Below are 24,437 nucleotides of genomic sequence, written 5' to 3'. Positions count from 1 at the left end.
CCTCAGCGCTGCCCTTGGACCTTGATCACGCTGTCGCGGTCCTGGTCGTACGGCGCGCCCTGCCAGGCGGACCAGTTGACCCGGGTGCCCTGACCGTGCACGACGAAGTTCCACGGGCCGCCGTAGGTGTTGCTGTAGAAACGGTTGCTCTGGTCGAACGTGATCGCGTCCTGGATCGTCTTCTCCTTGTACGGCGACCAGGCGGGGAAGGTGCCCCAGTTGGAGAACAGCCCGTTGTAGCCGCAGCCGCTGCGCGAGGCGCAGGACTTGCCGATCTTGTCCGGGTCGAGCGAGAAGACGTTGTCGTGCACGCGCACGTTCTGGGTCTTCCACCGGCAGTCGCCGAGGTACGGCTGCTTGCTGATGGTGGTCGCGTTGCAGGTCTTCACGGTGACCGTCTTCGGGTTCACCAGCGTGCCCGAGCCGGTACTGGTGTTGGCCGGCGAGCCGGCGAACCGGTCCGCGTTCTCCCACAGGATCACGCCGGCCCAGTTGTCGGTGAACAGGTTCCCGGTGATCTCGAACGTCTCGTTGAAGTCGGATGCCACCCGCTTGTCGCTGCCGGACTCCGAGATGTACACGGCCGAGGTCGGGAAGCCGCCGTTCCCAGGGCCCTTGCCGAGCCCGTTGCGGGCGAAGGTGTTGGCGCGGATGACCGCGTTGTAGCTGGTCTCGTAGACGATGGCCTCCGAGGTGTTCTCGGAGAAGTAGTTGCCCTCGATCGCGAACCCGGCGTTGTTGGTGTCGGCCCAGATCCCGGCGCTGTTGTTGTTGTGCACCCAGTTGTTCCGGAACATCGCGCCGGTCGTCTCCCAGAACTTCCCGCCGCCGGTGCAGCCACAACCCGGCTTGAGGGTCTCCCAGTCGTCCTGGTTGTTGCCGGCGATCTCGTTGTTCTCGATCACGATGCTGGTGACCTTGTTCGGGCTGTAGGCGTTGAACCCGTACTGGCCGTTGTCCTGCAGGCAGTTGCCGCGGATGAGGTTGCGGCTGCCGACCATCACCCCGGCGCCGGCGTTCTCGCGGATCGTGTTGCCCTCGATCTTCCAGCCGGTGGCGGCGTTGTGGTTGACCACGCCCTCGTCGCTGTTCGTCTTCGGGACGCCGAAGTTCTGGATGGTCAGGTTCTTCACGGTCACGTTCGCCACGTAGCCGGTGAAGGCGTAGCGGTTGTTCTTCTGGCCGTCGAGGATCGCGCCGGGCGCGCCCAGGTAGACGTTGCCCTCCTTCGGGATCACCTGCGCGAACGGGCCGACGCCGAGCTTGTGCGTGCCGGCGACCAGCCAGAAGGTGGTGCCGGCCGGGCTGCTCTCGGTGATGTCGTTCAGGTTCTGCGTCGTGGCGACGGTGACCGCGCCGGCCGGTGCGGTGCTCGGGCCGGACAGCGCTGCCCTGTTGCCGCAGATCTTGGCCGGCGGCGCGGTCGGGGCGGTGACGGGTTTCGCCGATCCCGTCCCGGTCGGGCCGGTCCGGGCCGCGTCCGCCGGCGGCTCACCGTCGGCGACGTAGGTGTACGTGCCCACCAGCAGGCCGGCGACCAGGACCAGGCCCGCGGTGATCAGGACGCCTCGGCGCCGGTACCACGCGGGGCCCGGGCCGGTCGGCCGGGACGAATCGCGTTGTTCCATGACACTTCCTTCGGGGGGCGAGCGGCTCGCGCGGGCTAGTGGTGAGCTGACACCGACTGCCGGATGGCGAACCGGTAGATGTCGAGCAGTTGCTCGATGTTGCGATCGGGGTCGTGCTGTTCCTCGTACGTCGCCCGGGCGTGGCGGCCGTACTCCTCGTACCGTTCGGGCGAGGTGTCGACATCGAGCAGCAGCTTCCCCAGCGCGTCCGGCTGCCCGGGTTCGAAGAGTGCGCCGTCGACGCCGTCGCTGATCAGGTCGGGGAACGATCCGTGGCCGGAGGCGAGCAGCGGTACGCCGACCGCCATCGCCTCGACCACCACGAGCCCGAAGGTCTCCTCCCACTCCGACGGGAGGAGCACCGCCCGGGACCGGCCGATCAGCTCGAAGCACTGTTCCTTGGTGAGATGGCCGGCGAGCTCGACCGACGGGCGGTCCGCGGCCCAGGCCGTCACCTCGTCCAGGTGTGGACCGCCACCGGCGATGACGAGCCGGAGCGCGTCGTCACCGGCCAGCGCGCGGTACGCGTCCCAGCTCTTCATCAGCAGCGGCGCACCCTTGGGCGCGTCCAGCCGGCCGACGTAGGCCACCTGACGTTGCCGTTCTCCGCCGACCGGTCCGTCGTACGGGACCAGGTTGTGCTTGACGAAGGTCCGTTCCGGCTCGAAGCCCATCGCGCCGAGCAACTGGCGCTGCGAGTCGGAGATGAAGACGTACGCCGAGACGAGGTCACGCCAGCTCCGCCGGTGCGTGCGTGCGGCCAGCACCGTCGGGCCGGTGGCGAGCACCGAGCCGCGGTAGCAGCGGTGGGCCAGCGCGGGCGTCGGGTTGCCGCCGGCACAGTCGTGGCAGACCTGGCCGTCGCGGAAGAAGTCACCGCTGGCACAGAGCAGCTTGTAGTTGTGCAGGGTCGCGACGACGGGGACTCCCGCGTCGCGGCACGCATACAGCACGGACGGGCTGAGCAGCGGGAAAGTGTTGTGGACGTGCACGACATCAGGCCGGTACTCGGCCAGGGTCTGCGCCAGATCCCGTTTGCTGGTGGGATTCCAGACCACCCGGGCGGGCAGCGTCGCCTTCTGCCAGGCCGGCCAGCTCTCGATCTCGTCGCTGAGCCGTCCGAAGGTCTCGACCTCGTGGCCGAGGGCGGCCAGGGCGGCACCCTCCTGCTCGACCACGCGGTTCTCGCCGCTCGGTGCGGTGGACCGGTAGGTGTTGTGCACCAGCAGGATCTTCATCGCACTCCTTCACGGGAGTTCCCCGAGTACACCAGGGACGCGGCCAGGGTCAGCTCGAGCAGGTACGGCGACGCGTCGCTGAGGCCGCTCTCGGTGAAGGAGGCGACCACGCAGTAGACGACGAGGAAGAGCGCCAGGGCCCGGCGCGGACCCTGCGGCCGGAACCACGCGGCGGTCAGGAGGAACAGCAGCATCGCCACGTTGATGGCGACGCCCACCAGACCGATGTCGTAGTACGTGCCCAGCCAGTTGCTGTCGATCGGCAGGCCGTTGAAGGACTTGTTGGACAGCCCGAAGCCGAACAGTGTCTCGAAGGTGGAGCGCGGCGCGGCCAGGATCGACTCCCAGACCATGCGGCGACCGGTCAGGGCCGCCAGGTCCTCCGTGTCCTGACCACGGGCGAGCCAGGTGGTCACCACGGACCCCAGCGTCAGCGCTCCGACGGTGAAGAAGGCGAGACCGATCGCGAACGACTTGCGCACCCGCGCCCGCGACATGAACAGGCTCAGCCCGCCGACCACGACGCCGGCCACGAGGGCGACCAGCGCGGTACGGGTATGGGTCAGCAGCAGGACCGGCACGGCCAGCAGGACACTGATCAGCGCCAGGTTGCGGCGGAGCAGCCCGGACAGCCACAGCACTGTGGTCAGACCGGTCGCCACCGCCGCGTAGTGACCGACCTGGGTCGGCGGGATCGGCCAGAGGATACCTCCGAGCCGGTCGTCGGTGAGTGCCACTCCTGGTGCGACCAGCACGCCGAGCAGGACCGAGCCGAGCACGATCCACAGGAACATCAGGTGAGTTCGCAGCAGCAGCATGTCGCGGCGGGTCCACCACGGGGTCAGCAGCCAGAGCACCGCGACGAAGAGGAACAACCGGGCGGCGCGGAACAGGGCGCCGAAGAGGAACTCGGCCCCGATGCTCGCCAGCAGCGACTCCGCGGCCAGCAGCGCCACCAGGAAGATCCAGACGCTCGGCCGGATCCGCGCGGGCCGGTTCACGCTCAGCACCAGCAGCAGTGCGGCCGGCAGGGACGCCTGGGCGATCAGTTTGCCCACCATTCCCGGGATCGGCAGGAGATGCGGCGCGCCGGGGAAGAACGTCAGCACGTTCAGAATCAGCAGACCCCAGACCGCCTGGACCCGGCGGCGTCGCCGGCGTTCCGGTGAGACGACCCGCCGCCCACCGGCGTCGCCGGCCAGCCGCGCGCCGATCGAGGCGATGGCGCTCATCGGCCGAACATCTCGACGTCTCCGGTCCTGCTCGACCCGGCCTCGGCCTCGGCGACGCCGACACCCTCGTCGGTACGGTCCGCGCGGAGCACGATGGCGGTGTCGATCTGGAGCCCGGCCAGCCGGAGCATCTCCCCGGTGGCGTGGATCTTGGTCGCGGTGCTGCGGCCCGACGTCACCACGACGGCGGTGCGCGACGCCCAGGTGGCCAGGTGGTCGGCGCCCAGCGCCGGCGTCAGGGTGGCCAGGGTGAGCACCAGGTCGGCCACGTCCCAGGCCGCGTCGAGCGAGATGTTCCCGGACTCCGTCGGACGGTTGTTGTCGCCCAGCCGCAGGTAGCACCCCTCGACCGGACCGCCGTCGGATTCCGGCAGGTAGACGTCGAGGCGCGTGCCCGGTTCGCTGAACAGCGACTCGTGGGTGCCGGTGGTCTTCACCCCGAGCGTTGCCGCGAGGTGTCCCGTTCCGGTCAGGTCCGCCACCAGGACGTGCTTGCCTTCTCGGGCCACGGACAGCGCCAGCGAGGCGACCGCCAGCGCACAGGCCGGCACGTCGTCGACGCTGACCACGGCCAGCGCCGGAGTCGGCACCTTGCCCCAGTAGATGTGCTGGTCGAGGTGCTGCACCATCAGCCGGATCTCGGGATGCTGCTGCTGGGACTTGCTCAGATAGGCCGGGAAGGGCCACCAGCGCATCCGCGGCGGCCGTCCGGTGCTGAGCCGGATCCGGGCCCCGAGCGACTTGGCGATGTCCCGGCGCTTCCACAGCTTGTCGGACAGCAGCGCCCGGACCACCACGAAACCGAGCCCGATGAAGAGCCCCGCCATCAGCCCGGAGACGACGCTGATCGCCAGCGTCCGCTTGGCCGAGACGGGCACCGGAGCGGCCTCGTCGAGCAGCCGGCTGCTGTTCATCCGGGAGGCCGCGACCTCCTGGTCGATGATCTGCTGCTGGATGTACTTCACCCGGTCATTGGCGACACCGAGCGTCGCCATCTCCGGGCTGTTGAGATCCGGGTCGTCCGGATCGCCGCCGGCGGCCCGAACGGCGGCCTGGGCATCGGTGGCCGCAGCCATGGCCGTGACGAGATCCCGGCGCAGCGGAACCTCCTGCTGTGCGATTTGCTGCTTGCGGAAGGTCAGGTAGGTCTGCGCGATCACCGTGGCGATCCTGGTGGCCTCGTCACTGGTCTCGGCGCCCACCTTGATCTCGAGGACCCGGTCGGTGAGCGCGGTCGCGGTGTACTGCTTGAGCAGGTCGTCCGGGGTCTCGGGCAGCTTGAGCCGGTCGATCACCCGCAGCGCGACCGTGTGCGTGGTCACCAGGCTTACGTCGGTGGCCATCGCGCGGGCGGGGTCGTCGCCATCGCGGTGGGTCAGCAGGATCCGGGCCGACGAGAAGTCGGCCGCGGGCAGCAGCGTGGGCATCGCGAGTCCCAGCGCCAGCCCGACGACCGCGAGCACGAGCGGGATCCGCAGGTGCCGGCGGATCGCGTCCCGCAGGAACCGAAAGGTGACCAGGCTGTCCGGCGGGAAGGCGCTCGACCGCTCATCGGCGAACAGGTCGTCGTCATCGTCCCAGACCTGGTCGGAGCGGTAGGGCTGCTCGGTGTACGGCTGGTTGCTCATCTGGTCGTCCTCCTCGCCGCACCGGACAGGAGGGTGGGCAGCCGCGAACCGGAGCGGCGGGTGGATTGCGAGACCCGGCCGATGGTCCGGTCGGACGGATCCGGATCGGTCACCACCAGGCCGTCTATGGTGCGGTCGTCGGCCGCGGCCGCGACGGCGAGCCGGGCGAGTTCCTCGGCTGTCACCGCCCCGGCGGACAGGGCGACGATCGTGCTGTTGGTGCGAGCGGCACCGGTCAGGTGCGGCGTGTCCCGGTCGACCACCACCAGGTGGATGCCGAGGGCAACCTTGCCGGCGGGTTCGTGGTGGGTGTCGACCACGATCGAGGTGGAGATGCCGATCGAGGCCGCGAAGGCCGCCAGTTGCGGGCCGAGCGGGAGCGACTTGTCGTCCTCGGCGAACGAGATGACGGTCAGCGAGACCGGCGAGCCGTCCTTCACGTCCAGGCCGAGGTGGTGCAGCGTCTTGCGCAGACTCCACGCCTCGACCGCTGTCGGTGAGTAGTGCTCCAGCAGGTATGCCCAGTCCGAGATGTCCAGGGCCCGGTAGGAGGAGACCGACGCGAGCACGGGCAACCCGACCGCGTCCGAGATCTCGTCCCGCAGTCGCAGCCGGCGGTCGCCGCGCTCCCTGGCCAGCACGCCGATCGAGCCGGCGACGGCCCCCAGCAATGCCCCCAGCAGACCGAAGATCCCCAGATGGACCGCCATGTTGCCGCCTCTTGCGGTCGTTGCTTCCTCCAGCACGCGAGCCCCCGTCTTCTTCCCCAGGTCGCCGGGGAGCTTCTGGTCCGTGGTGACGAAGACCAGATAGACCTCGGCGACGGCGTTGGCCAACCGCATCGCCTGTGCTGCCGAGGTTCCCCGTGCGTCGATCTTGATGACGTCCTGCGTGACGGCGGCGACCTTCACCCGGTCGCGGACCACCTCGGTGGCCAGCGGCGGGGCGAGGTTCTGGCCGGCGCTCTTGAGCACCGGCTCGCTGTCGGCGATGAACACCTGCGTCTCGATGGCCTGCGTGCCGACCGCCTTCTCCGCGTCGGTCGCGGGCGGCGGTGGCAGTACCACCAGAGACGTGGCGGTGTGCAGCGGTGGCTCCACCAGGGCGTAGACGATCCCGCCCAGCAGACCCACCGCGGCAAAAAGTGCCACCCAGCGGCGATGCCGTCGGATCGCTCGCCAGGACTTCTTGACGTCCAGCTCCTGTGTGCTCACAGGCCCCTCCAGTAGAACGCCGTCGGTTGGTTCCTGTAATAGAGGGCGCTGAACGGAGGCTGATACAGCAAAAGACCGGTCAGTGACGGAATCGGAACTTGCTGACCAGCGGAGTCCCCGCTTCGGCCCGTCCGGAACCGACCAGCGTGGTGCTCGCCACCTTGTGCCCGAAGCGCGGCGAGTACCAGCCGAGGATCGGCTCGGTGTCCCCGTGGTGCGTGCTCCAGACCAGCCCCGCCGGCAGCTCCACGGTCGCAGTACCGGTCGGCCACTGGAGTCGGGCGACGGAGCCGTCCAGCTCAACGCTGACCTCCGGCCCGAGGTGCCAGGCCAGCCGGACGGGCGCTGCCGCATCGACCCGGTCCTCGACCCGCAGTACTCCGTCGTCGAGCGTGACCGCTCGCTGATGCGTGACCGGCGGCTCGGAGGCCTGGTATCCGTCGTGCTCGGCGCTCCAGGTGGAGACATCGTCGCCGGCGGAGAAGTTCTGGGCTCGACCGGTCGCGCCGCGGAGCCAGAGGAACGCCCCGCCCTGCACCGATTGCTCGGCCCCAGCGACCTCTAGGGTGTTGTGGCCGATCGTCGAGCGGAAGTAGTTCCGCCAGTCCTCTTCGCCGTGGTAGCAGTACGTCCCGGGGTCGGCCAGGATGTCCACCTCGCCGACCCGGACCTCGAGCGAGAGCGCGTCGGAGTGGGCGTGCGCCGCGATGGACAGGAAGCCGTGCGGCCCCGCGTCCCCGCGGCACCAGATCTCCGGGCCGTCGTCGCGGCTGTGCAGGATCGTGAGGCCCGCGTCCGCGAAATGCTCCGGCCGCTCGTCCGGCCGATCAGCCTGAGAACGCTTCTTCACCAGGGATCCAGCCAGTACGGCGGCCGTCGTGGCGGGCGTCTGTGGCCACCAGGAGGCACGTCCCACCAGCGCAGCACCCAGGGAGAGGAAGGCCGACCAGTTGGTCAGATCGGGAGGATCGAGCACCAGCACCTGGCCCTCGTCGTCGTCACCCTGGCGCGGTGGGCGCAGGCTCTCGTCGACGATCGCGGCGGCCACGTCGACCGTGCGCGTGAGCAGGGACCACGTTCGGGCCGACAGCGGATGACCTGATGCGTCAGCCTCGACAGCGGCGTACAGGCCGAGCTCGGACACGAAGCGGTGGTAGTCAGTGGCCAGCTCGCGGTTGACCCCGGACGGGAACGTGTTCGCGTCCAACTCGCGTTCGAGCAGCGTCGCCGCGTCCCGCCGCCACCGGCTGCTCTCGGCATACCAGGGGAACGCGCAGGCGGCCACGAGTTGTCCCGCCGCCTCGGCGATCACGTGGTTGTTCGCCGACGACCCGCGGCTGCGGAAGGCGGCCAGATAGCGCTGGTGCCAGTGGATCTGCCGGACCGCGAGCTCGTTGTGCTCGAACAGGTCCCCGACCTCGGGCCAGTCCTCCAGCAACCGCCGGATCCAGGTCCAGCTGATCAGCCGCGTGCCGACCTCGATCCCGCTGGTCCAGTGGATCCCGGACAGGAACGGGTTCGTCCGCCACCAGTCGTTCAGCTGCTCCGCCACCCGGTCGGCGTAGGCGTCGTCGTGGGTCAGGTACCAGGCCGCGGCGAGCTGCGTCAGGTGGTGGTGCCGGGACAACTCCCAGACCTGCTTGACGTTCCCGACGAGTTCCTCGGAGCGGTGGTTCAGGCGGAACGCGTACTGCGCGGGGTCCGACCGCCGCCCGGTGACCGGGTCACGGAACCAGTCCGGCGACCGCAGATCGGTGCGATCGACGCCGAGCACCTCCAGCTCGCCGGCCATGATCGCGTCCGCCGTGGAGATCACCGCCTTGGCGGCTTCCTCCGGTACGGCGGTCACCGTGGCGGGCGGCAGCGTCGAGGCGAAGGGCCGCTCGTACCGCCCGGGCGGGTGCGCGTTGACGTCCTCGCCGGGTCGCACCTGCTGGTGCGCCCAGGTCGTCCGGCGGGCGTGGTCCCGGGTGCGCCAGACCAGCTCGGTGGGCGACATCCGCCGCAGGCGGCGGACGTACCAACCCACTGACTGGCGGCTCACACCGACTCCGGACGGCCGCTGGCCAGGCTCCGATCCACGGCGATGGTGGCGCGAGTGGTGGCGATCAGCGAGTCGAAGGAGATCGGCATCGGCCCACCCGAGCGCACGGCGGCCACGAAGCTCTCGAGCTCGTGCCGCTGGCCCTTGTCCGTGCCACCGCGAGCCTTGCGGGTCGCCGGGCGCCGGCCGGTCCACAGCGACGCCTTCTGGAAGTTGTCGAACCGGGCGTTCCGGCCGCTGCCGGTGATGTCGATCGTCTCCTTCGGGAACCGCGCGTTGCCACCGCTGAGGTAGCTGATCGTGCCGGTCGAGCCGTTCTCGAACCGCATGTTCACCGTCACGTCACCGGCGTCCGGCCCGGGCATTGCGTAGACCTCGGTCGGCAGGCTGTCCAGCCACCACGACACCGTGTCGATGAAGTGGCCGCCCTCGCCGGCGAACCGGGTGCCCTCGCGGTCCTGGTCGAGGTACCAGCTGCTGGAGTCCAGCCGGCCGGCATTCACCAGGTAGCGCAGCGACGAGCCGCCGCCGGGATCGCCGTACCGCGACCGCAGGTCGGTGAGCAGCGGGGCGAACCGGCGGTTGAAGCCGACCATCAGCCGGTCGTTGCCGGTGGCATCGACGACGGCGACGATCCGGTCCACCTCGGCCGCGGTCAGCGCCAGCGGCTTCTCGACGAAGACCGCCTTGCCCTGTTCGAGCGCGCGGCAGGTCAGGGCGGCGTGGCTGCTGTGCCGGGTGACCACGAACACCGCGTCGAGCGAGTCGTCGGTGAGTACCGCGTCCGCGTCGGTCGAGATGCTCTCGAAGCCGAACCGGCGTTGGGCATTGGCCGCCGAGAGCGACTTGTTCGTGGCGACATGGGCCAGGGCGGCGTCCTCGTTCTTCGCCAGGTGCGGCAGCAGCATCGACGACGCGTAGTTGCCCGCGCCGACGAACCCGAGCCGGACCTTGCCCGCAGTGCCGGTGGTCGTCCGTTCCGGCCGCACTGGCTGCTGAGCTGGCTGCGGTGTGGCCTGGGGGAGTGGCCCGGAGTCCGGGTACTCGAAGAGGAAGCCGACGCCGGGCAGGGCACCAGTGCTGAGCTGCTGGTAGACCTCGGTCGCGTCCGCGATCGGGAAGATCCGCGCCACCAGCGACGACACGTCGATCTGCTCGCGCGCGATCAGGTCGATGAAGCACTCCAGGTTCCTGCGCTCGGTCCACCGGACGTACCCGGCCGGGTAGTCGATGCCCTCGAGCTCGTACCGGTCGTCGTACCGGCCGGGTCCGTACGACCGGGAGAACCGGACGTCCAGTTCCTTGTCGTAGTAGGCGTTCCACGGCAGGTCGAGCTTGGTCTTGCCGATGTCGACGATGCGGGCCCGGTCGCGTGCCAGCCGTGCAGCCGTCTCGACCGGTCCGTTGGAGTGGCCGCCGGCCGCCAGCAGCACGTGGTCGGCGCCGAGCCCGTTGCTCGCGCCGAGCAGGGCCCGCTCCAGTGTTGCGACCCCCGCCTCGTCTGCGGACGAGCACGCGATCGCCCCGGCCTTCTCCGCCATCCGGCAACGGTCGTCGACCGTGTCGATGCCGAACACCCGCACTCCGGCCGCGACCAGCAGCCGCACCACGAGCTGGCCGACCAGACCGAGCCCGATCACCACCGCCGTGTCGCCGAGCTGGACCTCCGACTGCCGGACGCCGTGCATCGCGATCGCGCCGACCGTCGAGAAGGCGGCCTGCTCGGCCGGCACCCCGTCGGGCACCGGCACGCACAGGTTGACCGGGATCCAGTTGTACTCCGCGTGCAGCGCGAACTCGTTGCCCGCGGCAGCCACCAGCTGGCCGACGCTGAACTCCTCGGCGCCCTTGCCGACCTCGACGACCACCCCGCACAGCGAGTAGCCCAGCGGCGTGTACGAGTCGAGCTTGTTCATCACCTTCTTGTAGGTGTTGACCGCGCCCTGCTGGACGACGGAGTCCAGCACCTTCTTCACCTGGTCCGGACGGGCCCGCGCCTTGCCGACCATCGACAACCGGGCCTCGCCGACCTTCATCAGCTCGGTACCGGTGGAGATCAGCGAGTACAGGGACCGGACCAGCACGCCACCGGGCGCGCAGGAGGGCGGTGGCACGTCGAGAACCGCGAGCTCACCGGACTTGTAGTTCTGCGCTACCTGCTTCATGGTCGTCTCTCGCTCGGGTAGGAGGGTCATGTACTGACGCCTTGCTCCTTCAGATTCCGGCACCAGGTCTCCAAGGTCAGCAGCTGCCAGATCTGCTTGGAGTAGTCCTGGCGGCCGGCTCGTTCGTCCTCGACGAGGCGGGCGACGGCCTGCCGCTGGAGGAAGCCGCTGCCGACCAGCTCGCCGTTCAGCAGCACGTCGTCGACGAGCTCGCGCAGGTCGTTGCGGACCCAGGCGCGCAGCGGCGCGCTGAACGACGCCTTCGGCCGGTAGATGATCTCCTTCGGCAACCAGGCCTCGGCCGCACGCTTCAGCGCGACCTTGCCCTGCCGCCCCTGGATCTTGTCCTTGCCCGGGATCGAGAACGCCGCGCGGAACACCTCCGGGTCCACGAACGGGGTCCGCACCTCGGTGGACGCCGCCATGCTGGACCGGTCGGTGTACGCCAGGTTCAGGCCGGGCAGGAACATCCGCGAGTCCGCCAGGCACATCCGGCTCACGTGGTCGTCGAGCGTGGTGTCGTGGTACAGGTCGCTGTGCTCGGCGAGCAGCTTCCCGACGTACGGCTCGAGGTCCGGGTTCAGCAGCCCGGCCAGCTCGTCGGCGTCGTACATCGTGTAGCTGCGCCGGAACGCGGCCTCCTCGGGCAGGTCCGCGAAGGTGAGGAACCGCTTGGCCCAGCGTGCGTACCGCAGCCCGCGGCCGTTCGCCGTGACCGGCAGTCGCCGGACCGCGGGACCGATCATGCCGTTGCGTACCAAGCCGGGCAGTTGCTGGTAGCGGGCGCCCATCACGCAGGCGAGGTGCTTGCGGTAGCCGCCGAAGAGCTCGTCGGCGCCCATCCCGGACAACAGCACCTTTACCCCGGCGTCGCGGGCCGCGTCGCACATCAGCAGCGTGTTGATCGCGGCCGGGTCGCCGATCGGCTCGTCCAGGATGTCGACGATCCGGGGGAGCAGCTCGACCACGTCCGGCGCGATCTCGATCTCGTGCAGGTCGACCCCGAACTGCGCTGCCACCTTGCGGGCGTAGATCGCGTCGTCGGGCATCGCCTCGAGCTTCTGGTCCTGCGCCCGGAAGGTGATCGTGTAGGCGTCGATGTTCGGATCGCTGCGCTTCGCCAGCACGGTGACCAGGCTCGAGTCGAGCCCACCACTGAGGAAGGTCGACACCGGTACGTCGGCCACGAGGTGCGCGGCGACCGACTCCTCGATCACCTGGCGCAGGTCGGCCGGCGGCCCGGCGGCTGCCTCGGCCGCGACGTCCGCCACCCGCCAGTACGTCTCGTGCCGGCTGGTGCCGTCGGGGCGGAACTCGGCCCACGAACCGGCCGGGAGCTTCTCCACGCCCTCGATCGCACAGCGCTGCTCGGGCAGCCAGTAGTAGAGCATCGAGGCGATCAGCGCGCCGGGATCGGTCCGCAGCTCCGGGCCGACCGCCGAGACGAGGGCCTTCAGCTCGGACGCGAAGATGACTCCGCCGTGCCGGCGGAGGAAGTACAGCGGCTTGATGCCGAGCGGGTCGCGGGCGAGGTACAGGCTGCCGCTCTGCTCGTCCAGCATCGCGAACGCGTACATGCCCCGGAACCGGGGCAGCGCCGCCGGACCCCAGCGACGCCAGGCCTCCAGCACCACCTCGGTGTCCGAGCTGGTGACGAAGGTGGAGCCGGACGCGGCCAGCTCGGCCCGCAGTTCCTTGTAGTTGTAGAGCTCGCCGTTGTAGCTGATCGTCAGGCCCTGCTTCGACAGCGGCTGGTCGGCCGCGCCGGACAGGTCGATGATCGAGAGCCGGCGATGCGCGAGGTAGGCGTTGATGCGGCCGTCCTCGACCCGGTGGACCCCGGTCGCGTCCGGGCCGCGGTGCGCGATCCGCTCGCTCATCGTCTCGGTCAGGACGAGCCCGTCGTGCTGCTGGTAGCAGCCGGCGATTCCGCACACGTCAGGACCCCGTAACCCGGGCGGCCCCGCCCGCGCTGTCGCCGACCCCGGTGTTGTCCCGACCGGTGAGCCGGTCGTAGACCTCCAGGTAGGCCTTCTGCTGGTGCTCCCAGGCGAGCATCTGCTCGACCCGTTCGCGCCCGAACCTGGCCATCCGGCGGCGGCGGACGTCGTCGTCGAGCAGTCCGACGATCGCGTGGCCGTACTTCTCCACGTCGTTCGGCTCGACGTACACGGCGGCGTCGTCGGCCGAGACCCGGGTCTCGACCAGGTCGAAGGCGACCACCGGGAGCTCGTAGGCCATGTACTCCATCGTCTTGTTCATCGTGGAGACGTCGTTCAGCGGATTCTTCGGGTCCGGTGACAGGCCCAGGTCGGCGGTGGACATCACCCGCTGGACGGTCTCGTCCGGCACCCGGCCGGTGAACTCGACGTGGTCGGCCAGGCCGAGCTCGTCGCGCAGCGCCACCACCTCGTCGAAGGAGTCACCACTGCCCATCAGGGTGAACGCCACGTCCGTGCGGCCGAGCTTGTTGACCACCTCGTGCGCGGCCCGGACGACGATGTCGACGCCGTCCTGCGGGCCCATCACGCCGATGTAGGAGACCAGGTACCGGTGGCCGCGCCGGCAGGACTCGTCGGCCTGGCCCCGCCGCAGCTTGTCGGGGTCCGGGCCGGTCCGGACGACGGTGACGTCGTCGGTCGCCTTGCCACTGCGGGTGATCGCGATCTTGCGGTACGAGTCGTTCGTGGAGATGACGTGGTCCGCCTTGCGGTGTGTCATCCGCTCCAGGAACCGCAGGCCCTTGTACGGCAGGCCCGCCGCGTCCGGGAAGCGCGACTGGTAGAGCTCGGGGCAGAGGTCGTGGTGGTCGAAGACGAACCTGGTGCCGTCGATCCGGCGCAGCAGCATCGCGATCGGCCAGAAGATGTCCGGCGGGTTGCACGCCTGCATCACCTCGAACTTCCCCGCGCGGCGGGCCCGCAGTACGAGCCGGAGCGTCTGCAGGAAGGAGTACACGTACTCCGCGATGTAGCCGAACTTGCTGCCACCCGGCGAGTAGCCCCGGTACTGGTGCGCGACGACGCCGTCGATCACCTGGTACGCCGGGTCGCCCGGCCCCTTCGGGCAGATCACCGTCACGTCGTACCCGGCCCCGGCCAGCGCCTGGCACTCCAGCCAGACGCGCCGGTCGAACGGGATGTGCAGGTTCTGGATGATGATCAGTACGCGTGGCGTCTTCACCAGCCGACTCCCTCGTACCCGGCCAGCGCCTCGACCTGCGCGCCGAGCCGGCCGCTGAGGTCGATGGTCCGGGCCGGCGGGTGGCTGAGCAGCGCCTCGACCGCCTCGGCGTCCGTGGTGGACACCAGGGCCAGGTCGGCGCCGCGCAGCGCCTCGACCGGGTCGCCGGTCAGCACCCGCTGCAGGTGCGGCAGCTTCGACTCGACGTGCCGCTTGTTCGCGCCGACCAGCCGGCTCGGGTTCACGATCGAGTCGTAGATCCGCAGGTTGTAGCCCTTGCCGATCAGCCGCTCGGCGAGCTCCACGCTCGGGCTCTCGCGCAGGTCGTCGGTCGCGGTCTTGAAGCTCAGCCCGAGCAGGGCGACCTCGCGCCCGGGGCTGGTCAGGACGCGGTCGACGACGTCGCGGACGATCAGCTCGTTGGTGGCCAGCGTGCCGGCCAGCAACGGGAGGTCGGTGTCGTTCGTCCGGGCCAGGTGCAGCACGGAGCGAAGGTCCTTGGGCAGGCACGAACCGCCGAACGCGAAGCCGGGCCGCAGGTAGTACGGCGAGATGTTCAGGCTGGTGTCCTGGCAGAAGATCTCCATCACCTGGCGCGAGTCCACGCCGTAGAAGCGGAAGATCCGGCCCATCTCGTTGGCGAACGACACCTTCGTCGCGTGGAACGCGTTGCAGGCGTACTTGAGCGCTTCGGCGGTGCGCACGTCGACCACCTGGACCGGCGTGGGCAGGAAGCCGAACAGCTCGGTCAGCGCGTCGCCGACCCGGGCGTCGGCGGTGCCGACCACGACGAACGGCGGCGCGAAGAAGTCCGCCAGGCCGGAGCCCTCGCGGAGGAACTCCGGGCACATCGCGGTGCCGAAGGTGAAACCGCCGGTCGACAGCTCGCCCGCCAGGGCGGGGCCGACGACGTCGTCGACGGTGCCCGGCGGCACGGTGCTGCGGATGACGATGCTGTGGAAGCCGGAGTCCGGCGGCGCGACGTCCTTCGCGGCCGCGGCGATGTCCTGGACCGCCCGGCGGATGTAGGTGAGATCGGTACTGCCGCTGGCGGTCGACGGCGTCCCCACGCAGATCAGGGACACGTCCGCCCCTTCCAGGGCCAGGTGTGGATCCGTGGTCGCGTGCAACCTGCCCGCGGCGACCCCGTTCGCCATCAGCTCGTCGAGACCGGGCTCGACGACGGGGCTGCGACCCTCGGTGATCGGATCGACCTTCGCGGTGTCGACGTCCACTCCCCAGACGTCGTGGCCGTTGGCGGCGAGGCAGGCGGCGGTCACCGACCCCACGTAGCCCAAGCCGAATACGGCAACCTTCATAACGCCCCCAATGTGTGCGGTCCAGGCAGTGCTGAAGAGAGCAACGGCACACCGGGCCTGATACAGAATTTTTTCGATGTATCAGACGCCCCTGTCGCGGATCTCTTCTAGTCGGAAGCCGGAAGTGGTCCGGCCAGCGGGAAGTGCGGCGAGGAGATGTCGATGAGAGTTCTGGTCACCGGGGATCGCGGCTACATCGGCGCGGTGCTCGTTCCGTTCCTGCGCGACGCGGGCCACCAGGTCGACGGCCTCGATCTCGGCCTGTACGAGGGCTGCGACCTGCTCGGCGGTCCGGACCCGATCGGCAGCCGCCCGCCGGTGGACATGCGGGACGTCCGGCCGGAGCACCTGGACGGCTACGACGCCGTCGTCTGCCTGGCCGCGCTGTCGAACGACCCGCTCGGCCACCTGAACCGCGACACGACGTACTCGGTGAACCTGGACGGGACGCTGCGGGTCGCCGAGGCCGCCAAGGCCGCCGGCATCGAGCGCTTCCTGTTCGCCTCCTCCTGCAGCCTGTACGGCGCGGCCGGGTCCGAGGCGGTCGGCGAGGACGCCGACATGTTCCCCGTCACCCCGTACGGCGAGACGAAGGCGCTCGCGGAGAAGGAGCTCTCGAAGCTCGCCGACGACGACTTCAGCCCGACGTACCTGCGCAACGCCACCGCGTACGGCGTGTCCACCCGGCTGCGGCTCGACATCGTGGTGAACAACCTGACCGCGATCGCGATGACCAGTGGCGAGATCCGGATGGAGAGCGACGGGTCGCCGTGGCGGCCGCTGGTACACATCGAGGACATCAGCCGCGCCTTCCTCACCGCGCTCGAGGCACCTCGCGAGGTGATCCACGACGAGGCCTTCAACGTCGGCCGGCCGGAGGACGTCGTCCAGGTGCGCGACATCGCCGAGATGGTCGGCGAGGCGGTGCCCGGCTCGAAGGTGTCGTTCGCGGAGGGTGCCGGGCCGGACCTGCGCAACTACAAGGTCGACTTCTCCAAGCTCGGTGACACCTTCCCCGAGCTGAAGCTGCAGTGGACGGTGCGCGCCGGGGTCGAGGAGCTCGCCGCGGCGTACCGGCGGCACGGTCTGACCCTCGAGGACTTCAACTCCGCGCAGTTCGTCCGGCTGCGCCGGATCAACCAGCTGCTCAAGCTCGGACTGGTCGACGACCAGCTCCGCAGGACCACAGACGACCAGTTCCCGGCACCCGGGTCACCTGTTTTCGAGGAGATGCACTGATGGGGGAATCTCTCGGCTGCCGCCTGTGCGGCGAGCCCTTGACGCGTACGTTCGTGGACATCGGCATGTCGCCGCCGTGCGAGAGCTACCTGCGCGCCGACCAGCTCGAGGACGGGGAGACGTTCTACCCGTTGCACGTGCGGATCTGTGACAACTGCCTGCTCGTCCAGCTGCCGGCGTACGTCGCGGCCGACGACGTGTTCAGCGACTACCTGTACTTCTCGTCCTTCTCGACCAGCTGGGTGGAGCACGCCCGCAGGTTCGTCGTCGACATGCAGGAGCGGCTCGGCCTCGGCGCCGAGAGCCTGGTGGTCGAGGCGGCCAGCAACGACGGCTACCTGCTGCAGCACGCGGTGGCGCTCGGCATCCCGGTGCTCGGCATCGAGCCGGCCGCCAACATCGCCGAGGTGGCCAACGAGAAGGGCATCCGGACCGAGAGCTACTTCCTCGGCGAGGAGACCGGACAGGACGCCGCGGCCCGGTACGGCAAGGCCGACCTGGTGGTGGGCAACAACGTGTTCGCGCACGTGCCGGACATCGTCGACTTCGCCAAGGGCCTGCGGGCGCTGGTGAAGGACGACGGTCTGGTGTCGCTGGAGTTCCCGCACCTGCTCCGGCTGATCGAGGGCCGGCAGTACGACACGATCTACCACGAGCACTACTCGTACCTGACCTTGAAGACCGCCTCGGCGGCGCTGGAGAAGGCCGGCCTGAAGGTGGTCGACGTCCAGGAGCTGGTCAGCCACGGCGGTTCGCTGCGGGTCATGTCGACACCGGTGGAGACGGCGGGGGAGCCGTCCGACCTGGTGCTCAAGGTGCTGAAGAACGAGGAGGACGCGGGCCTGCACACGGTCGAGGGCCACGCGGGCTTCGCCAAGGACGTGTTCGCGATCAAGGCCGACCTGGTCGAGTTCCTGGTCGGAGCCGCCCGCGAGGGCAAGTCGGTGGCCGGCTACGGCGCACCCGGCAAGGGGAACACGCTGCTGAACCACTGCGGGATCCGCGAGGACCTGCTGTCGTTCACCGTCGACCGCAGCCCGTACAAGCACGGCATGTACCTGCCCGGGACGCACATCCCGATCCATCCGCCGGAGCGGCTCGCCGAGGTCCGCCCCGACTACATCGTGATCCTGCCGTGGAACCTGCGGGAGGAGATCGTGCACCAGCTCGGCTACGCACGGGAGTGGGGCGCCAGGTTCGTCGTCCCGATCCCGCGCCTCGAAGTGATCTGACCAGCCGGCATTCACCGGCGAACGACCAGGGAGGGGTTCCATGAAGGTCGTTATCTTCTGCGGGGGGCTCGGACTGCGGATGCGCAGCGGAGTCGACTCCGCACCCAAACCGATGATGACGATCGGCGACCGGCCGGTCCTGTGGCACGTGATGCGGTACTACGCGCACTTCGGCCACACCGAGTTCATCCTCTGTCTGGGGTTCGGGGGAGCCGCGGTGAAGGAGTACTTCCTGCGGTACGAGGAGACCCACTCGAACGACTTCGTGATGACCAAGGGCGGGCAGCAGATCGAGCTGCTCGACTCCGACATCAGCGAGTGGAAGATCACCTTCGTCGACACCGGCATCGACACCAGCATCGGCGAACGGCTCCGCCGGGTCCGCCCGTACCTGGAGGACGACGACGTCTTCCTGGCCAATTACGGCGACGTGCTGACCGATGCCCCGATGGACAAGATCGTCGACCAGGTGCTGGCCAGCGACGTCACCGCGAGCCTGCTCGCCGTCCCGCCGCAGGCGTCCTTCCACATCGTCGAGTTCGGCAACGACGCCCGGATCAACGGGCTGCGCTCGGTCACCGAGCTGCCGCTGTGGATCAACGGCGGGTACTTCGTGCTGCGCAAGGAGGTCTTCGACGTCCTGCACCCGGGCGAGGACCTGGTCGGCGACGCGTTCCCGCGGCTGGCCGCGATGAACAAGCTGCAGGCCATCCCGCACCACGGATTCTGGGCCCCGATGGACACGCTCAAGGAGCGCAGCCAGCTCGAGGAGCTGTACCGGTCCGGCACGAAGCCGTGGGCGGTCTGGACCCGCGAGGCGAGCAGCCACCAGGGCAACGGCTTCCACATGAGCGGCCAGAACGGCAACGGGCACAGCGCCAACGGGCCCAGCACTAATGGGCACAGCGCGTCCGTGCCTGCGGCTCCGCCTTCCGCGGACAACGGCGTCGAGCTGCCGGCGCCGGCGGTGGTGGCGATCTGATGCTGCCGTTCCAGCTCGGCCTCAGCGGCCGCGAGAGCCACATGGTCGCGCTCGGCGCGCATCCGGACGACATCGAGATCGGCTGCGGGGGCACGCTGCTCCGGCTCGCCGAGACGGTGCCGGGCCTGACCGCCGAGTTCGTGATCGCCACCGGTAGTCCGCTCCGGCTGGAGGAGGCCCGCCGCAGCGCGGAGCTCTTCCTGCCCGGGTGCGAGGTGACGATCACGTCGGCCGAGCTGCCGGACGGCCGCCTCCCGACGTACTGGGAGGACGTCAAGGAACTGCTCGAGACGACGGCGCGGGGGCGCCGGCCGGATCTCGTGCTGGCGCCGAGCCGGACCGACGCGCACCAGGACCACCGCGCCATCGCCGAGCTGGCGCCCACGGTGTGGCGCGACCACCTGGTGCTGAACTACGAGATCCCCAAGTGGGACGGGGACTTCAGCCGCCCGTGGCTGTATGTCGCCCTGACCGAGGAGCAGCTGCGCGAGAAGGTCGCGCGGCTGTACAAGGCCTTCCCGTCGCAGGTCGAGCACGACTGGTTCGACGAGGAAGTGTTCGCCGGCCTGGCCCGGCTTCGCGGCATGGAGTGCCGCGCGCAGTACGCCGAGGCGTTCACGACGGCCAAGGCGACGTTGACGTGGTGAGGGACGTGGTGAGGGACGTGAGAGACATGGGGACCGGAGGGGGAGAAGTGGAGAGCTTCAGCTGTCGTGGGTGCGCCGGCGACGACGTCGTGCCGGTGGTGGATCTCGGCGCTCAGCCGTGTGCGGACCACTTCCCACCGGTCGACACACCGGACGAGGACCCGCGCTGGCCGTTGGAGCTCTGGCTCTGCCGTGACTGCAAGCTGGTCCAGCTGGGACCGGTCGAGCCGCAGCTGCCCGAACCGCCGCTGGCCGTCGAGTCGGCGACCAGCCTGGCCCACGCCGAGGCGTCGGTGAAGGAACTGCTGGGCGATCACCCCGAGCTGACCGGCAAGACGGTGTTCGAGTTCGCCAGTCACCACGGCGGATCCTGGCTCGACCACCTGCAGGCCGCGGGCTGCCGGGTCGCGACCGGTTCCGGGCTAGCCGACCTGGTGGTGGACGTGCACGGCATCGCCCACGAGCCGGCCGTCGGCGAGATGATGAAGCTTCGCGCGGAGCGGTTGGCCCCGGGTGGCCTGCTGGTGCTCGAGTTCCACCACCTGCTGCCGCTGTTCATCGGCAACCAGTTCGACACCATCCGGCACGGCCACTGGTCGTACCTCTCGCTGGGCGCGGTGATCCGCCTCGGCACGCTGTACGGCCTGGCGGTCGAGTCGGTCCAGCGGATCGACATGTTCGGTGGCAGCCTCCGGGTGATGCTCCGGCACGAAGCCGAGGCCCGGCCGGACGAGTCGGTCACCGAGACACTGCGGGACGAGGCCGCTGCCGGAATCTCCGACGAGATCCAGCTGGCCGGTCTGCAGGAGGCGGCTTGGCACGCGGCGGGTGCGCTGCATGACGAACTGGCCCGGCACAAGGCGGCCGGCCGTACCGTCCTCGGCTACGGCGCACCTTCGAAGGCGCCGGTGCTGCTGGACCTCAGCAAGGTCGGCACGGACCTGCTCGCTTTCACGGTCGACGCCGCGCCCGGCAAACACGGCCGGCGGATCCCGGGTTCCGGGGTACCGATCCGTTCGATCGACGAACTGCGGGCGGCCCGGCCGGAGATCGTCCTGGTGCTCACCTGGGACATCGCCGACGAGGTGATCTCGCAGCTCGAGGCCGATGGTGGCGGCTGGGGGGCCACGTACCTGGTCCCGCTCCCCGAGCCGCACGAAGTCGTGGGCTGACCATGAGGGGGGTCCTGAGCCGGCTCAGCTGGGGACTTGCCGACCAGGCCGTGACGAGCATGGTCAGCTTCGTGGTCGGCATCGTCGTCGCCAGGTCGCTGGGCGCCTTGGAGTTCGGCGCCTTCAGCCTCGCCTGGGTGACGTACGGCGTCGTGGTCAACATCTCCCGCGGCCTGGCCACGGACCCGCTCGCGGTCCGCTTCAGCGGGGTACCGCGGGCGTTGTGGCGGCCGGCGGTGGCGAGCGCGTCCGGGATGGCGATCGCCGTCGGCCTCGGCACCGGCGCGATCTGCGTCGCCGCGGGTCTCGCCCTCGGCGGCAAACCCGGCGCGGCCTTCGTCGCGCTGGGCGTCGTGCTGCCGGCCCTGACGCTGCAGGACAGCTGGCGGTTCGCCTTCTTCACGTCCGGCCAGGGCGGCAAGGCCTTCATCAGCGACATCACCTGGGCCATCGCCCTGGTGCCACTGCTCTATCTGGCCTCACAGCGCGCCAGCGTGACCATGTTCGTGCTGGCCTGGGGTGCCGCCGGCGCGTTCGCCGCGGTGGTGAGCGGTCTGCAGGCCGGGATCCTGCCGAGGCTGTTCCGGGCGCGTCAGTGGTTCACCCAGCATCGCGATCTCAGCCTGCGCTACCTGGCCGAGAACCTGACGATCAGCTGTGCGTACCAGTTGCGCATGTACGGCCTGGGGGCCTTCGCCGGCATCGCCGCGGTCGGTACCGTCCGCGGCGCCGAGATACTGCTGGGCCCGTTCTTCATCGTGCTGTCCGGTGTCGGTCTGGTGGCGGTACCGGAAGCGGCGCGGGTGTTGCGGCGATCTGTGAAGAAGCTGCGGACCTTCTGCCTGATGCTCGGTGGCGCTCAGGCCGCCGCGGCACTGATCTGGGGCCTGGCTCTCATCATCTTCCTGCCGCACGACTGGGGCCACAAGCTGCTCGGCGAGGTCTGGTCCTCGGCCCAGGCCTTGTTGCTCCCGGCAACGTTGTCGGTGATGAACGCCAGTTTCTACACCGGGGCGGCAGCGGGGCTGCGCGCACTCGGAGTGGCCCGGCGGAGTCTGCGGGCGCAGCTGTGGGCGTCCGCGGCCTACCTGGTCGGTGGTGTGACCGGAGGCGCCCTGGGCGGCGCCGAAGGATCAGCCTGGGGATCGGCGTGCGCGACCCTGGTCGGCGCGATCGTCTGGTGGGTGTACCTCCGTGCCGGGATCCGGGAACGTCTGCAGGCCGAAGCCCAGGCTGAAGCCCTGCCGGACGTCGCCGAGGTCGGTACGGACCGAGAAGAGATGCCAGAAATGAGGAGCACATGAACGCGGCACCGCGGTTGACCGTCGGACTCCCCGTCTACAACGGCGAGAAGTACCTGACGGAGTCCCTGGACGCGCTGCTGGGGCAGAGCTACGGCGAGTTCCGGCTGATCATCTCGGACAACGCCTCGACCGACGCTACGGAGGAGATCTGCCGGGACTACCTGGCGAAGGACCCGCGGATCAGCTACTTCCGGCAGCCGGTCAACATCGGCGCCACGCCGAACCACAACTACTGCTTCGAGCAGTCCGGCAGCGAGCTGTTCAAGTGGGCGTCGTACGACGATCTCTATGGCCGGGACCTGCTGGCGCGCTGTGTCGAGGCGCTGGACGACGACCCGTACCTGGTGCTCGCCCACGCCTACCAGGCCATCATCGACGGGGCCGGCGACATCGTGCTGAAGGTCGACTACCCGCTCACCACCGACAACCCGCACGCACCGGAGCGGTTCCGCAGCATGCTGTTCACCGTCGGCGGCGACGACTTCTACGGCGTGATGCGCTCGGACATCCTGCGCCGTACACCGCTGAACGGCAGCTATCACCACTCCGACCGGACGATCATGGCCGAGCTGGCGCTGTACGGACGGTTCCACCAGGTGCCCGAGTTGCTGTTCTTCCGGCGGGACCACGCCGATCGGGCCGAGCGGGCCAAGCCGACCATCCGCTCCCGTTCGGCGAACATGGAGCCGCGGCGGGCGAACCGGCTGGTGCATCCCACCGCCCGGCTGATCAGCGAGTACGTCAGCGGTTTCGTCGGCGGGATCCGGCGTGCACCGCTGTCGTCGGCCGACCGGCGCGAGTGCTACGGCCACCTGACGCGCTGGATGGCCAGCCGCGCGGTGCGCCGATCGTCGGGGCGGATCGAGGACAGCAAGCCGGCGACTGCGCCGACGGCGATCCCCGACAGCTCGGCGGTCGTCGGGCACCGGGAGCGGGAGGGCTCGTAGGAATGGACGGCGCAGGGAGCTCGCCGCGGGTCGCCTTCTTCGGCCTGCTCGGATCCGGCAACCTCGGCAACCACGGCTCGCTCGACGCGATGCTGGCCTTCGTCCGCGCCCGGCACCCGGACGCGGAGATCAGCTGCGTCTGCGCCGGACCCGAGGAGCTGGAGCGCCAGTACGGTATTCCGTCGGTCGCCATCACCTGGTACCAGGCGCACGGCCCCGGCCGTTCGAGGCTGGACTCCGTTGCCCGCAAGGCGTTCGGCAAGGTGGCGGACGTGGTCCGGATGCCGCGCCTGCTCCGCCGGTACGACGTGGTGATCGTGCCCGGCATGGGAGTGTTCGAGACCACGCTCGAGCTGCGGCCGTGGGGCTGGCCTTACGCGCTGTTCCTGATGTCGCTGTCGGCACGGCTGACCGGCGCGAAGTCCGCTTTCGTGAACGTGGGCGCGAACGTCGCCCGCGAACGGTCGCTCCGCTGGTTGTTCACCGGGGCCGCGCGGCTGGCGTCGTACCGCTCCTACCGAGATGACTATTCCCGGGACGCGATGCGGCAGATGGGTCTCGACACGAGCCGGGACGAGGTCTATCCCGACCTCGCCTTCGCGTTGCCGGAACCCACGCCCGTCTCGTCCGGCCGGCCGCAGCGCACCGTAGGCCTGGGGGTGATGGCCTACCACGGCACCAACGCCGATCGGGCCCGGGCGGACGAGATCTACGCCGCGTACACCGCGAAGATCGTCGAGTTCGCCCGCTGGCTGGTCGACGCGGGCTACCGGATCCGCCTGGTCACCGGCGACCCGTCCGACCAGTCCGTGGTCGAGGCCGTGTTCGACGACCTGCGGCGCACCCGGCCGGACCTGGTGGAGGAGCGGCTCATCGGCGAGCAGGCCGAGTCGCTCGGCGAGCTGATGGAACAGCTGGCCGGGGTCGACGTTGTCGTCGCCTCGCGGTACCACAACGTGCTGTCCGCGCTGAAGCTGTCGAAACCGACCATCTCGATCAGCTACGGGACCAAGAGCGACATTGTGATGGAGCAGATGCGGCTGGCCGAGTTCCGGCAGCCGATCCAGAGCCTCGACGTGGCTCGGCTGATCGAACAGTTCCGCGCACTCGAGGCCCGGGCGGCCACGGTCGTGCCGGCCATGCGCGCCAAGAACGCCGAGTACGCCGAGTCGCTCGAGCGGCAGTACGACGTACTGTCCGCGGCGCTGTTCGGCGCCGGTACCGGGTCCCACGTCGCGGTCGACATCGAGCAGGGGGAGTAAC

At 69.6% G+C, this 24,437-nt stretch carries 18 protein-coding genes; 8 read left to right on the top strand and 10 right to left on the bottom strand.

Translation table 11 applies throughout. The features are described 5' to 3' along the window. Positions 1-2: 2 nt before the first annotated feature. The 10 genes from EV644_RS08010 to EV644_RS07965 all read right to left on the bottom strand — a co-directional run bounded on the left by EV644_RS08010 (position 3) and on the right by EV644_RS07965 (position 15,651). Complete coding sequence (locus tag EV644_RS08010) at positions 3-1,628, bottom strand: right-handed parallel beta-helix repeat-containing protein (protein ID WP_132187815.1); 1,626 nt, start codon at positions 1,626-1,628, stop codon at positions 3-5. Positions 1,629-1,663: 35 nt separating this feature from the next. Further along, entirely contained in the window at positions 1,664-2,866 is a 1,203-nt protein-coding gene (locus EV644_RS08005) for a glycosyltransferase (protein WP_132187816.1), read from the bottom strand. Next, positions 2,863-4,098, bottom strand: coding sequence for a hypothetical protein (locus EV644_RS08000; RefSeq protein ID WP_199239687.1), 1,236 nt, complete (start codon positions 4,096-4,098; stop codon positions 2,863-2,865). The genes EV644_RS08005 and EV644_RS08000 overlap by 4 nt, the downstream gene beginning before the upstream one ends. Continuing rightward, positions 4,095-5,726: a YveK family protein gene (locus EV644_RS07995; protein WP_132187817.1), complete on the bottom strand. Its 1,632-nt coding sequence runs from the start codon at positions 5,724-5,726 to the stop codon at positions 4,095-4,097. Before EV644_RS07995 ends, EV644_RS08000 begins: the two co-directional genes overlap by 4 nt. Continuing rightward, positions 5,723-6,940, bottom strand: a complete 1,218-nt coding sequence (locus EV644_RS07990; protein WP_158292768.1) for a Wzz/FepE/Etk N-terminal domain-containing protein — start codon at positions 6,938-6,940, stop codon at positions 5,723-5,725. The genes EV644_RS07995 and EV644_RS07990 overlap by 4 nt, the downstream gene beginning before the upstream one ends. A gap of 79 nt (positions 6,941-7,019) precedes the next feature. After that, positions 7,020-8,984, bottom strand: coding sequence for a heparinase II/III family protein (locus EV644_RS07985; RefSeq protein WP_199239686.1), 1,965 nt, complete (start codon positions 8,982-8,984; stop codon positions 7,020-7,022). After that, positions 8,981-11,149, bottom strand: a complete 2,169-nt coding sequence (locus tag EV644_RS07980; RefSeq protein ID WP_132187819.1) for a bi-domain-containing oxidoreductase — start codon at positions 11,147-11,149, stop codon at positions 8,981-8,983. Before EV644_RS07980 ends, EV644_RS07985 begins: the two co-directional genes overlap by 4 nt. A gap of 26 nt (positions 11,150-11,175) precedes the next feature. Further along, entirely contained in the window at positions 11,176-13,086 is a 1,911-nt protein-coding gene (asnB, locus tag EV644_RS07975) for an asparagine synthase (glutamine-hydrolyzing) (protein ID WP_132187820.1), read from the bottom strand. 1 nt (position 13,087) lies between these two features. Next, entirely contained in the window at positions 13,088-14,332 is a 1,245-nt protein-coding gene (locus EV644_RS07970) for a glycosyltransferase family 4 protein (protein ID WP_158292767.1), read from the bottom strand. Further along, a complete protein-coding gene (locus EV644_RS07965; RefSeq protein WP_132187822.1) occupies positions 14,329-15,651 on the bottom strand; it encodes a nucleotide sugar dehydrogenase in 1,323 nt (440 codons plus the stop codon). Before EV644_RS07965 ends, EV644_RS07970 begins: the two co-directional genes overlap by 4 nt. Before the next feature lie 162 nt (positions 15,652-15,813). Here EV644_RS07965 and EV644_RS07960 point away from each other — a divergent pair, with 162 nt between their 5' ends. Genes EV644_RS07960 through EV644_RS07925 form a run of 8 tightly spaced genes read left to right on the top strand, consistent with a single transcriptional unit; the run spans position 15,814 to position 24,436 of the window. Further along, positions 15,814-16,890: an NAD-dependent epimerase/dehydratase family protein gene (locus tag EV644_RS07960; RefSeq protein ID WP_132187823.1), complete on the top strand. Its 1,077-nt coding sequence runs from the start codon at positions 15,814-15,816 to the stop codon at positions 16,888-16,890. After that, the gene (locus EV644_RS07955) at positions 16,890-18,122 is read left to right on the top strand and encodes a class I SAM-dependent methyltransferase (protein WP_132187824.1); all 1,233 of its coding nucleotides are present in this window, start codon (positions 16,890-16,892) and stop codon (positions 18,120-18,122) included. Before EV644_RS07960 ends, EV644_RS07955 begins: the two co-directional genes overlap by 1 nt. 40 nt (positions 18,123-18,162) lie before the next feature. After that, entirely contained in the window at positions 18,163-19,104 is a 942-nt protein-coding gene (locus EV644_RS07950; RefSeq protein WP_199239685.1) for a glycosyltransferase family protein, read from the top strand. Next, on the top strand, positions 19,104-19,751 hold the full coding sequence (locus tag EV644_RS07945) for a PIG-L deacetylase family protein (RefSeq protein ID WP_132187825.1): 648 nt from the start codon (positions 19,104-19,106) through the stop codon (positions 19,749-19,751). Before EV644_RS07950 ends, EV644_RS07945 begins: the two co-directional genes overlap by 1 nt. Positions 19,752-19,798: 47 nt before the next feature. Further along, positions 19,799-20,923 carry a class I SAM-dependent methyltransferase gene (locus EV644_RS07940; protein WP_158292766.1) on the top strand — a complete coding sequence of 375 codons (1,125 nt, stop codon included), beginning with the start codon at positions 19,799-19,801 and terminating at the stop codon, positions 20,921-20,923. Between the two features lie 2 nt (positions 20,924-20,925). Beyond that, positions 20,926-22,227 carry an MATE family efflux transporter gene (locus EV644_RS07935; RefSeq protein WP_199239684.1) on the top strand — a complete coding sequence of 434 codons (1,302 nt, stop codon included), beginning with the start codon at positions 20,926-20,928 and terminating at the stop codon, positions 22,225-22,227. Next, complete coding sequence (locus tag EV644_RS07930; protein ID WP_132187827.1) at positions 22,224-23,174, top strand: glycosyltransferase family 2 protein; 951 nt, start codon at positions 22,224-22,226, stop codon at positions 23,172-23,174. The genes EV644_RS07935 and EV644_RS07930 overlap by 4 nt, the downstream gene beginning before the upstream one ends. A 2-nt stretch (positions 23,175-23,176) precedes the next feature. After that, positions 23,177-24,436: a polysaccharide pyruvyl transferase family protein gene (locus EV644_RS07925; protein ID WP_132187828.1), complete on the top strand. Its 1,260-nt coding sequence runs from the start codon at positions 23,177-23,179 to the stop codon at positions 24,434-24,436. The last annotated feature ends 1 nt before the right edge of the window (position 24,437 follow it).

It is taken from the genome of Kribbella orskensis (assembly GCF_004342085.1).
Lineage (GTDB): Bacteria > Actinomycetota > Actinomycetes > Propionibacteriales > Kribbellaceae > Kribbella > Kribbella orskensis.
Note: the sequence above shows the minus strand (reverse complement) of the source record. Positions and strands in the feature narration are given on the sequence as shown.